The following is an 11,395-nucleotide window of genomic DNA, read 5'->3' on the forward strand; positions in this document are numbered from 1 at the left end:
CCCTAATAACAGCACAGCAGGAATCAACCGGCAAATAATCAATTAGAGCCTATCCCAATAGGATTTTGTTCCAGACAATGATGCCGCAGGCAAAATGCAACATGGCCTCGTAATTTTCGGCCTTCTTTTCCCATCGGGTCAGAACCCGGCGAAAGCGATTCATCCAGCTATGAGTCCTCTCGACAACCCAGCGATGGGCTTTGAAGTCGGTGTTTTTACCTGCATCAGACTCCTCTTTACGGGACTGGATATGCGGCTCGTAGCGGCGGCTCTGTAGATACGTTTTCAGCCAGCCAGCTTCGTAACCTTTGTCCAGGCAGAGTCTGAGTTTTTGCCCCGGACGCCCCGTCTGAAGTGCATCGAGCGTATCTGCAACCAGTTTGATATCGTGCGTGTTCGCTGCTGCAACAACCAGCGACAGAGGAAGCCCGTTGGCGTCTGTCAGCAGGCTACGCTTTACGCCTTGTTTCCCTCTGTCCGTGGGATTACGGCCTGTTTTTTTGTTCCTGACAATGGCGATTTGGTCATACAGCCGTCCATCGACAGCCAGGACCAGTCAATGCCGTCCAGATGTTCGCAGGCAAGCAAACCGTTCTGCCAGAAGCGTTCGAAGACTCCCGCATCGCGCCATTCCTGGAAGCGTCGGTGTGCAGAACTCGATGAACATATCCCGGTGGCGTTCAGGGCGTTCCACTGGCAACCGGTCCTGAGGACGAAGAATATGGCATCCATGGCAGCACGGTTATCAACGCGTCTACGATGAGTCCCCAGTGGGTGGCTGGTTTTATGCTCCGGGATGAGTGGAGCCATTTTTTCCCATAGTTCGTCGCTGATCTGCCACTTGCTACCCGCCATACATTCCCCCTCAGAAATTACCGTAACGTATTATACGATAATTCCTTTTGGGATAGGCTCTTAGTATCAGGTTATGCTGAAAACGCCGTTTTCGCCGATTTATTCAACACCCGCCGCCTTGTTGCCGCGTTTAATCGGCTGAAGTCGTCAGCGGCCTAAAGCTAGTCAAATCGCCGATCGCCCATCCCGCGGTGCGGCGGATCAATGTTACCGGCTCACCAACTGCGGCAGGCCGCGTCAGCAGCGGCTGGCGATCGCTGCCGCCAGCGCGGCGGGATTTTCCCAGGCCATTGAATGCCCGGCATCGGGCACAACCTGCAGCGTAATCCCCTGCGCGACGGCATCCCTGGCTTCCTGCGCCGGGAGCGACAGCTCGCCATAGATAAGCGTCTTCGGACAAGAAAGCTGGCAGAAAAGCGTAAACCACGACGGCGTTACGCCGGATACCAGGCTATTTGCCCCTCGCCAGACGGCCCAGGGCGCGCTGCTCTGCAGAGACCCGGCCCAGGGCGAAGATTCCGCCGCCAGCATGTTGGCATAGCCTCCGGCGACAAACGCCTCTTCCGTCTGCCCGGCAATGGCCCGGCTATATACCCCGCCGCCGGCGTACAGATTAGGCTCGGCCACCAGCAGCGCCAGCACGCGTTCACCTAACCGTGCAGCCGCTTCAATGGCAATACTGCCGCCCATGCTATGGCCGTATAAATAGCAGCGCGCCAGCTGCAGATGATCAAGGAGCTCAACCACCACCTGCGCCTGTTCGGTGGTGCTGTAGCCAAACGCAGCGGGTTTATCGCTATAGCCGTAGCCCGGCAGATCGATAAGCACGGCCCGTCGCCCGCACAGCGCCGGATCGGCAGCGATTCGAGGATAGTCGTACGAGGAGGCGCACCCCAGACCGTGAATAAAAACGATCGGGTCGCCGCTACCCGGCAGGTCGAACCAGCGCACGGTGGCGCCGGCCAGGGAGGAGAAGAAAGCGTGCATAGATAGGCCCCTGTCAATTGATACTGTATTTTTATACAGTAATCATTGGCGGATGCCAACGTTTTCTTCGTCTCAGAACAGCGAAATGAGGAGCGCGGTCGGAAAGCTAAACGGCCAGGTTGCGCCGATTAGCAGCGCGGCCAGCAGGCGAATCAGACGGCTCTCTTTGGTTAAAAACCAGCTGATAACTGCGCAGATAAATCCCATCACCGCATAAAAAATCAGCATCTTTTGATATAGGGTCATTCTTAGTCCTTCCCTGAAAACGCCCTTACGGCGCGCCTCTTTCAGCAGCGGAAAGCGGGCCAGAGATTCATGCTCGACAAAGTAAAAATGCTACGCGTAGCCAACAGAAAACGCCCGATTCGTCCTTGTCTGATAGCACATCCTTTGACCTCGTACTATACCTGTAGAGGCTTACTCATAAAGGTGGCGTTATGGATGTTTCCAGCAAAACCGTAATTCTGATTAATGTCGGCGCAGCATTAGCGCTAATTAGCCTGTTATCCGTTCGTTTTGGTTGGTTTTACTGATTTTTTCTCAGCAAAGAAACCTAAAAAAGCAGCCTTAATGGGCTGCTTTTTTACGATTTGATAGCGGCCGTATGGGCATTGTCCGCCCGCGACGCAGCCTGCAACACGGCGGTAGCCTTGAGGTTCTCAGGATTATACGCCGGCAGCGGATTAACCTTTTCGCTATCCCATTCAGCGGAGAGACAAACGGCTTCGCTCGCCCCCTGTTTTTCACAACTTAAAACGCGCTGAGCGGGCAGGTTCCCATAGAGGATGACGCTGGCACAGGCCACCAGCAGAAGAAATGCTATGTTTTTCAAAACAAAATCAACTTCAAAGTAACAAATTATGACAAATGTTCGCATGGCCGCCCCGTTAAAGTCAAACGCCAAACGGCCGCTAACATTCAATAGATACAAACTCGATCTAACCATTAACATTAATTAAACATTAATTTTAACTAATAACGTCATGGCTAAGAAATAAACCTGAAATACATTTCGGCAATACTGCTGACACGCTTAAAAAGAGAGTCCGGGTCAAAGCATGGGCTGGCAAATAGCACCATAAAAAGAATGGATATGATTTATTAGGGTGCGAACAAAATAAATTAACCGGACTTCTTAAAGAAAACGAGCCTTCGCTGCTACAAATCCCCATCTGGCCATCAGGAAGTATCAGATTATGCTTAAAAAACCAGCATAAACGCACGCGGATAGTTAACTAACAATAATGTATGACGAAGAGTTCTATTAGCGGAAAATGCGATACTTCTTAAATCTCACTTTGCCGCCAGAGCGCTAAAAATGCGGACAACCCTATGATTGGTGCGGCCTTAGGCCGATCCTCACCGCGCCAGCCTGGCTGGTCTTCATTTGAAAGATAACAAATACCATTTGCGTTATTTCAAAGATGAATTTACATTCATAAACATTGGTTATGAATACCTTTTCAGTTGCTCATTTTAAATTTGAGGTGGAATATGTCCGGGATTGCCGTGCTTATTGTGGCGTTAATATTACTGGTTATCGCAGTTTACAATCTTATTTCTTACGTGCGCGAACGGCGTCAGTCAAATCTGCCGAGTAAAAAGGATAAACGCTAGGCTAATGCACCAGCCTCGCCGAATAGCCTCGGCAATAGCGAAAAATTTATTTACCATTCTCATTTTGTGCGTATTGGCTCACGCGCCCGGCGGCGTGGGTGTGTTGCGTCAATGTAACCACTTCCGGAATCAATAGCGTAGACCAACCTCTTTCCTACACCCTGCTCCATCTACCCCGCTTTGATTATTCCCGCGCTCATGCGGCCACCCGTGACGGGGGCTTCGGGACAGGCGAAACGCCCCCGCGCCGTTCAGCCGCAGAGGAAACTATCCGGGGTAAACGTGAACGCAACATTCCGCGACGCGGAAAAAGCGCAAAAAAACCCCTGCATGGCTGATGCAGGGGCGAGGATATTTGCGGGCCCCATCCGGCGCTTATCTCCGGCACTCATCATGGCTTAGCTCTTGAAGGGGCATAAGAATAGTCTCATATTCTCCTCCCCTTGTCTTAGCAATTCCTGTCATCGATGATTATTAGCTGGCTAACATAATCTGCAGGTTATTATTGCACTTCACGGCCCGCCGTTTTGCCGCCAACGGGCCGGCGCCAAATCTAATCCAACAACCCGGGGTTCCTGTTCCTCTGTGAAACCAACAGAACGATGGCGACGGGCGTGCCGGGCGCGAAAGCCAACCTCATTAACGTGGATGAAGCGAAAGTCAGCGAAATCAGGGATAAAATTTCAGAGCTGAGCTGGATAATGAAAGATAAGATCATCAAATTAAAACGCTACTCTGATTCGATTAACGGCCTGACGCGCCACTGATTGCCAGATTTCGCCGCCGACGGGCCTGAACGCGCTCCGCCGGCGGCATGCTGCGTTTAGTGCTTGATCATCACGTGGCGCACGACGGTGTAATCCTCGAGGCCATACATCGACATATCCTTGCCATAGCCCGACAGCTTTTGCCCGCCGTGCGGCATTTCGCTCACCAGCATAAAGTGGGTATTCACCCAGGTGCAGCCGTACTGCAGGCGCGCGCTGAGGCGGTGCGCTCTGCCAACATCCCGGGTCCACACCGACGAGGCCAGACCGTACTGCGAATCGTTGGCCCACGCCAGCGCCTGCTCCTCGTCGCTGAACGCGGTGACGCTCACTACCGGACCAAACACTTCGCGCTGGACAATATCGTCCTCCTGCTTCGCCCCGGCCAGCAGCGTCGGTTGGTAGTAGTATCCCTTCCCTGACGCCCTGCTGCCGCCGGTCACCACTTTGATATGCGCCAGCGCGCGCGCGGCGTCAACGGCGGCGCTCACCCGTTCGAGGTGCGCCTGCGAGCTGAGCGGCCCCAGCTCCGTCGCGGCGTCCTCCGGCGGGCCGATTTTCAGGCTGGCAACGGCGGCCCCCAGTTTCTCCACCAGCTGGTCATAAATGCCCTGCTGGGCGTAGATGCGGCAGGCGGCGGTGCAGTCCTGGCCGGCGTTATAGAAACCAAAGGTCCGCACGCCCTCCACGACCGCATCAATATCCGCATCATCAAAGACGATCACCGGCGCCTTACCGCCCAGCTCCATATGCGTCCGCTTAACCGAGGAGGCCGTATGGCCGATAATATGCGCCCCGGTGGCTATCGACCCGGTCAGCGAGACCATCCGCACCTTATGATGGCCGGTCAGCGGATCGCCAACGGTTTTACCGCGGCCAAACAGCACGTTGAGGACGCCGGCCGGGAAGATATCCTTTGCCAGCTCGGCCAGCTTCAGCGCCGTCAGCGGCGTGATCTCGGAAGGCTTAATCACCACGCAGTTCCCCGCCGCCAGCGCCGGGGCCAGCTTCCAGGCCGCCATCATCAGCGGATAGTTCCACGGCGCGATGGAGGCCACCACCCCAACCGGATCCCGGCGGATCATCGAGGTGTGCCCTTCAAGGTACTCGCCGGCTGCCATGCCGGGCAGGCAGCGCGCGGCGCCGGCAAAGAAGCGAAATACGTCCGCCACCGCGGGCAGCTCGTCGTTAATCACGCAGTGCAGCGGTTTGCCGCAGTTCAGCGACTCCAGCCTGGCGAGGGTTTCCGCATGCCCGGTAATCACCTCCGCCAGCTGGAGCAGGCACTCGGCGCGGGTTTTCGGCGTGCTCTGGCTCCAGTCGATAAAGGCCCGATCCGCCGCCTCCACGGCGGCATCCACCTGGGCCGCCGTCGCCTCCGCAATCTCCAGCAGCACCTCGCCATTAGCAGGATTGAATACCGGCACCAGTTCGCCTTCACCCGCCACTAATTCGCCGTTGATCAAAAGGTTATGTTGCATAGTATGATCCTGTACACGTCAGTTATTTGCCGTTTTCAGCGCTGATATCGCCGTCACGGGTTAGCCACCAGGCCCCTAAAATCGGAATGGTCGTCACCAGCATCACCAGCAGAGCGACAACGTTAGTTATCGGTACATCGCGCGGGCGTCCCAGCTGATTCAGCAGCCACAGCGGGAGCGTGCGCTCGTGCCCGGCGGTAAAGGTGGTGACGATAATTTCATCGAACGACAGCGCGAACGCCAGCATTCCCCCGGCCAGCAGCGCCGAGCCGAGGTTGGGCAACACCACGTAGCGGAAGGTCTGCCAGCCCGTGGCCCCTAAATCCATCGACGCCTCCACCAGGCTCCAGGAGGTGCGGCGAAAGCGGGCGATAACGTTGTTAAAGACCACCACCACGCAGAAGGTGGCGTGCCCCACCACGATGGTCAAAAGGCCCGGTTCGAGGTTAATCGCCTTAAACGCCGTCAGCAGCGCGAGGCCGGTAATGATCCCCGGCAGCGCGATGGGCAGCAGCAGCAGCAGCGACACGGCGCTCTTGCCAAAAAAAGCGCTGCGCCACAGGGCTCCTGCAGCCAGCGTGCCAAGTACCAGCGCTATCGAGGTCGACAGCGCGGCTATTTTCAGTGACAACGTCACGGAATCGATGATATCGCCTCGCCCGGCCGCTTCGCTAAACCAGCGCAGCGTCAGGCCCTGCGGCGGAAAGCTGAAGGCGGCGTCTTCGGTATTAAAGGCGTACAGAGCGATGATCAGCAGCGGGAAATGCAGGAAGATAACCCCGCCCCAGGTCGCTATTTTCAGCAATAGCGGTGCGCGTTCAGAGTGCATCAAACGCTCCCAGGCGCTTAACAAACGCCAGATAGAGGGCAATCAGGACAATCGGCACGAGGGTAAACGCCGCCGCCATCGGCATATTGCCGATCGCCCCCTGCTGGGAATAGACCATATTGCCGATAAAAAAGCCCGGCGGCCCCACCAGCTGCGGCACGATAAAATCCCCCAGCGTCAGCGAGAAGGTAAAAATCGACCCAGCGGCAATCCCGGGGATAGCCAGCGGCAGCACCACGTAGCGGAAGGTCTGCCGCGGCCGGGCGCCGAGATCGGCAGAGGCCTGCAGCAGCGACGCCGGTATGCGCTCCAGCGCCGCCTGCACCGGCAGGATCATAAACGGCAGCCAGATATAGACAAATACCAGGAAGCGGCCCAGCCCCGAGGTCGACAGCGTGTTGCCACCCACCGCCGGGATCGTCAGCAGCAGGTTCAGCGCGCCCTCCACCCCAAGATGGCGCAGAAACCACTGCGCCACGCCATCTCTTGCCAGCAGCAGCGTCCAGGCGTAGGCCTTCACGATATAGCTGGCCCACATCGGCAGCATCACCGCAATATAGAAAAACGCCTTCATCTTGCCGCTGGTGTAGCGGGCCATATACCACGCCATCGGCAGGGCCAGAACGGCGCTGGCCACGGTGACCGTCAGCGCCATCACCAGCGTGCGGATAATAATGTCGTAGTTGGCCGGGTTAAATAGCGCCTTGAGGTTGGCCAGCGTCAGGTCGGTGGTAACCGACATGGTAAAGTCGTCGAAGGTGTAGAAGCTTTGCCACAGCAGCGTCAGCAGCGAACCCAGATAGACGATGCCAAACCACATCAGCGGGCCAAGCAGCAGCAAAAACAGCCCCAGCGAAGGCCGGCGCCAGAAAAGTCCCGACAGGCGCCCGGAGGGAGCGTTGGCGATGATCGTTGCCATATCAGCCCCCGTTTTCCAGAGGAACCATCGCCCCGCGCGACCAGGACGCCAGCACCCGCTGTCCCGCCTGCGGAACGCTCAGCGCAGCAGCGCCGTCGCTATTCGCCTGGCTCACCAGCAGCCGGTCGCCGTCGGCCAGCTTGAGCTCGATTCGCGTTGCCGCCCCCTGGTACTGCACCGCCTGCACCACGCCCTCGACCTGAACCTCGCCGCCGCCGCTCAGTCGGATATGTTCCGGACGTAGCGACCAGCTGCCCGGCATGCCGCACAGCCGGGCGGAGAGCTCGCCGTCAAAGACGTTGGCCGTGCCGACGAACCCGGCGACAAAGGCCGTTTTCGGGCGCAGGTAGAGATCGTGCGGCGCGTCGACCTGCTCGATGCGCCCGTGATTAAACACCGCCACCCGGTCGGACATCGACAGCGCCTCGCTCTGGTCATGGGTGACAAAAATAAAGGTGATCCCCAGCGCCTGCTGCAGCTTTTTCAGCTCCAGCTGCATCTGCTCGCGCAGCTTTAAATCCAGCGCCCCCAGCGGCTCGTCCAGCAGCAGCACCCGCGGCTCGTTGACCAGCGCCCGGGCGATGGCCACCCGCTGGCGCTGGCCGCCGGAAAGCTGGGAGGGTTTGCGCGCGTGGACAAAGCCAAGCGCGACCTTTTCCAGCGCCTCCTGCGCGCGGCGGTGGCGCTCTTTTTTGCCGATCCCCTTCACCATCAGCCCGTAGGCGACGTTATCGAGAATCGACATATGGGGAAACAGCGCGTAGTCCTGGAAGACGGTATTGACGTCGCGCCGCCACGGCGGCAGCTCGCTGGCCTGCTGGCCAAAAATAGTAATCTCCCCGCCGGAGAGCTGTTCAAAACCGGCGATCAGCCGCAGGCAGGTGGTTTTGCCGGAGCCGGACGGCCCCAGCATGGAGAAAAACTCACCGTCGCGGATGGCGATGCTGACGCCATCCACCGCGCGCACGTCGCCGTACAGCCGCGAGACGTTATGAAACTCTACCGCATACGTCATTTCACGCCTCCGCCCCGTCAACGGCCGCCCATAATCGCGATATAGTCCTGGGTCCAGCGGCTGTAAGGGACGTACTTGCCGCCTTCCGCAATCGGGGTCTTCCAGAAGGCGATTTTGGCAAACTGGTTATAGCCGTTGGTTTCGCAGCCTTTGTCCCCCAGCAGCGGGCTGGCTTTACAGCCCTGCGGCACCACCGGCAGCGAGCCGAACCACGCCGCCACGTCGCCCTGCACCTTCGGCGTCAGCGACCAGTTCATCCATTTATAGGCGCACACCGGATGCTTCGCGTCGCTGTGCAGCATGGTGGTATCCGCCCAGCCGGTCACCCCCTCTTTCGGGAAGACGGTGGCGATAGGCTGGCCTTCGCCCTTGAGGCCGTTGGCCTGATACGGCCACGCGCTGGAGGCGACAACGCCTTCGTTTTTGAAATCGCTCATCTGTACGGTGGTGTCGTGCCAGTAACGGTGAATCAGCCCGTGCTGATCGCGCAGCACCTTCAGCACCGCCTGATACTGCTCATCGGTGAGCTGATAGGGGTCGTTGATCCCGAGCTGCGGCTGGGTAGCTTTGACGTACAGCGCCGCGTCGGCGATATAGATCGGGCCGTCGTAGGCCTGCACGCGCCCCTGGTTGCTTTTGCCGTCGCTAAGATTTTGTTTTACAAACACCACGTTCCAGCTGTCCGGCGGGGTCGGGAAGACTTTGGTGTTGTACATCAGCAGGTTTGGCCCCCACTGGTACGGCGTCCCGTAGACTTTTCCGCCAACGTTAAACCACGCGCCTTTCTCTACCCGCGGGTCGAGCGTCTTCCAGTTGGCAATCAGCGCCGGGTTAATCGGCTGCACGCGTTTCCCCATAATCAGGCGCAGCGAGGCGTCGCCGGATGCGGTCACCAGGTCATAGCCCCCTTTCGCCATCAGGCTGACCATCTCATCGGAGGTGGCGGCGGTTTTCACATTAACCTGACATCCGCTCTCTTTTTCAAACTGGGTCACCCAGTCATAGTTCTTATCCGTTTGACCACGTTCGATATATCCCGGCCAGGCAATGATATCGAGCCGGCCTTCGCCTTTATCCAGCGAGGTCGGCGGCTCCGCGGCCTGCGCGGTCAGAAAGGCCATCCCCAGCACGCACAGGCTGCCACGGGCAATTTTTTTGCTCATCGGGTGTTACTCCTGTCACAATAAAATTAGCGGCAGCCGTGCCGTAAAAATATCTCCCTTAATAACAGTAGACGGCGCGCTATGCCCCTCACGGGAAATTTATTCAGGTTGTGACAAGGGGCGCATTCCGCAAAAAACGGCAACAGCTGAACAACAATATGGATTATAGACAAGGAGTTAGAGACCGGGAACGGCTATGCGAATTTCCTATGACCGACACCGGTAAAATAACGACCGGTAGCGTCTGATAATAATATGTAGTTATTTTTCCGCCTGCGCTTAGCCGTAGAGAAAATAAGCCTACGGCTCAGCCAGCAGCTCGCGAATAAGCTCGCCAAGGCGTTTAACCCCCTGCTCCTCCCTCTCCCCCCAGCCCCAGGCGGTATTAAAGCGGAAGAATGAGGTCCAGCTGGCGGTGGTGGAGAACATTTTTCCCGGCGCAATGCTGATGTTGTCGCGCAGGGCGCGCGCGCTCAGCTCCCCGGCATCGGCCCCCGCCGGCAGCTCCAGCCAGAGAAAGTAGCCGCTGTCGCTATGGTGGATTTTGACCTCGGCGGGCAGATGGCGCAGCAGCGCCTGCCAGGCCTGCTGTTTGCGCTCGGCCAGCTGACGACGCAGGCGGCGCAGATGGGCGTCGTAGCGTCGGGTCGACAGATAGTCCACCAGCGCCATCTGCATCGGCGAGCTGGTCGACAGCGTGCTCATCAGCTGCAGCTGCTGAATGCGCCGGGCGTGCTTGCCGGCGGCCACCCAGCCGATGCGAAAGCCGGGTACCAGACATTTGGAAAAGGAGCTGCAGTGGAGGGTCATATCCTGGTGGTCCCAGAATTTGGCGGGCAGCGGCTTCTCGCGGCCAAAATAGAGTTCGCTGTAGACGTCATCTTCGATCAGCACCACGCCGTAGCGCGCCAGCAGCTCGACCAGGCGCGCCTTTTTCCCGGCGCTGAGGGTAAAGCCGAGCGGATTCTGGCCGTTGGTCATCAGCCAGCAGGCCTTCACCGGATAGTTCTGCAGCGCCTGCTCCAGCGCCGCCAGATCGATCCCCTCTTTGACGTCCGTCGCCACCGACAGCGCCTTCAGTCGCAGCCTTTCCAGCGCCTGCAGCGCGCCGTAGAAGCAGGGATTCTCCACCACCACCCAGTCGCCCGGCTCGGTGACCGCCTGCAGGCTGAGGTTGAGCGCCTCCAGCGCGCCGGCGGTGATCACGATCTCATCCGGCGAAATGTTCATCCCCTGTAGCGCATAGCGGCGGGCAATGGCGTGGCGCAGCTCGTCGTTACCCGGCGGCAGGTTTTCAATCACGCTCATCGCCGAGGCGGTTTTACTGACCTGGGCCAGGGAGCGGTTGAGCTGCTGGAGAGGAAACAGGCGCGGGTCGGGGAAAGCAGAGGCAAAAGGCAGCATCGAGGCCTGGCGGCTGGCCTGCAGCACCTCAAAAATGTAGGTGTTGATATCCACCGACTCATGGCGGGTCACCTGCGCCGGCGGCTCGGGCTGGCGCGACTTAACCGGCTTTGGCGCGACGTAGTAGCCCGACTGCGGGCGGGCGATAATTCGCCCCTGGCTCTCCAGCAGCTGATAGGCGTGGCTGACCGTCATAAAGCTCATTCCGCTGCTGATCACCTGCTCGCGCAGCGAGGGCAAGCGGTCGCCGGGCTGCCAGACACCGAGCGCAATCTGTTCGGTCAGCTGCTGTGCCAGCTGTTGGTACTTTTTCATAGATGAGTCCGCCGATGAACGTATTGGCCTATAGTATAACAGG

Annotated in this window: 13 protein-coding genes; 3 read left to right on the forward strand and 10 right to left on the reverse strand. The window is 58.3% G+C overall.

Translation table 11 applies throughout. The features are described from left to right. Window positions 1–49: 49 nt before the first annotated feature. From AC1M2H_RS14945 to AC1M2H_RS14955, 3 genes are all read right to left on the reverse strand, one after another. Window positions 50–855, reverse strand: a protein-coding gene (locus AC1M2H_RS14945) for an IS5 family transposase (protein WP_480147878.1) whose coding sequence is annotated in 2 segments (ribosomal slippage) — window positions 50–502 and window positions 505–855 — 804 coding nt in all. Because the reading frame shifts where the segments join, the coding sequence is not laid out codon by codon here. A gap of 237 nt (window positions 856–1,092) precedes the next feature. Continuing rightward, a complete protein-coding gene (locus AC1M2H_RS14950) occupies window positions 1,093–1,842 on the reverse strand; it encodes an alpha/beta fold hydrolase (protein WP_480147922.1) in 750 nt (249 codons plus the stop codon). A gap of 72 nt (window positions 1,843–1,914) precedes the next feature. Then, complete coding sequence (locus AC1M2H_RS14955) at window positions 1,915–2,088, reverse strand: GhoT/OrtT family toxin (RefSeq protein WP_095097536.1); 174 nt, start codon at window positions 2,086–2,088, stop codon at window positions 1,915–1,917. A 191-nt stretch (window positions 2,089–2,279) separates the two neighbouring features. Between AC1M2H_RS14955 and yncL the strand changes: the two genes are divergently transcribed. Continuing rightward, window positions 2,280–2,375: a stress response membrane protein YncL gene (yncL, locus tag AC1M2H_RS14960; protein WP_110274760.1), complete on the forward strand. Its 96-nt coding sequence runs from the start codon at window positions 2,280–2,282 to the stop codon at window positions 2,373–2,375. Between the two features lie 50 nt (window positions 2,376–2,425). On the opposite strand, the gene AC1M2H_RS14965 is transcribed toward yncL, so the two are convergent. Next, complete coding sequence (locus tag AC1M2H_RS14965; protein WP_480147923.1) at window positions 2,426–2,719, reverse strand: hypothetical protein; 294 nt, start codon at window positions 2,717–2,719, stop codon at window positions 2,426–2,428. A 617-nt stretch (window positions 2,720–3,336) separates the two neighbouring features. On the opposite strand from AC1M2H_RS14965, the gene AC1M2H_RS14970 reads away from it, so the two are divergent. Both AC1M2H_RS14970 and AC1M2H_RS14975 read left to right on the forward strand, forming a co-directional pair. Then, window positions 3,337–3,459 (forward strand): small membrane protein, encoded by a 123-nt coding sequence (locus tag AC1M2H_RS14970; RefSeq protein WP_480147924.1) that lies wholly within the window; start codon window positions 3,337–3,339, stop codon window positions 3,457–3,459. Between the two features lie 602 nt (window positions 3,460–4,061). After that, the gene (locus AC1M2H_RS14975; protein ID WP_480147925.1) at window positions 4,062–4,226 is read left to right on the forward strand and encodes a hypothetical protein; all 165 of its coding nucleotides are present in this window, start codon (window positions 4,062–4,064) and stop codon (window positions 4,224–4,226) included. Window positions 4,227–4,282: 56 nt separating this feature from the next. On the opposite strand, the gene patD is transcribed toward AC1M2H_RS14975, so the two are convergent. From patD to AC1M2H_RS15005, 6 genes are all read right to left on the reverse strand, one after another. After that, on the reverse strand, window positions 4,283–5,707 hold the full coding sequence (gene patD, locus AC1M2H_RS14980; protein ID WP_480147926.1) for an aminobutyraldehyde dehydrogenase: 1,425 nt from the start codon (window positions 5,705–5,707) through the stop codon (window positions 4,283–4,285). A 22-nt stretch (window positions 5,708–5,729) separates the two neighbouring features. Then, entirely contained in the window at window positions 5,730–6,536 is an 807-nt protein-coding gene (locus tag AC1M2H_RS14985; protein ID WP_480147927.1) for an ABC transporter permease, read from the reverse strand. Further along, window positions 6,526–7,455, reverse strand: a complete 930-nt coding sequence (locus AC1M2H_RS14990) for an ABC transporter permease (RefSeq protein WP_480147928.1) — start codon at window positions 7,453–7,455, stop codon at window positions 6,526–6,528. The genes AC1M2H_RS14985 and AC1M2H_RS14990 overlap by 11 nt, the downstream gene beginning before the upstream one ends. Before the next feature lies 1 nt (window position 7,456). Further along, a complete protein-coding gene (locus tag AC1M2H_RS14995) occupies window positions 7,457–8,470 on the reverse strand; it encodes an ABC transporter ATP-binding protein (RefSeq protein WP_480147929.1) in 1,014 nt (337 codons plus the stop codon). Window positions 8,471–8,487: 17 nt separating this feature from the next. Next, on the reverse strand, window positions 8,488–9,633 hold the full coding sequence (gene ydcS, locus AC1M2H_RS15000) for a putative ABC transporter substrate-binding protein YdcS (RefSeq protein ID WP_480147930.1): 1,146 nt from the start codon (window positions 9,631–9,633) through the stop codon (window positions 8,488–8,490). A gap of 300 nt (window positions 9,634–9,933) precedes the next feature. Beyond that, the gene (locus AC1M2H_RS15005; protein WP_480147931.1) at window positions 9,934–11,352 is read right to left on the reverse strand and encodes an aminotransferase-like domain-containing protein; all 1,419 of its coding nucleotides are present in this window, start codon (window positions 11,350–11,352) and stop codon (window positions 9,934–9,936) included. Window positions 11,353–11,395 lie beyond the last annotated feature (43 nt).

The sequence above is a fragment of the Klebsiella sp. F11 genome, assembly GCF_056712265.1.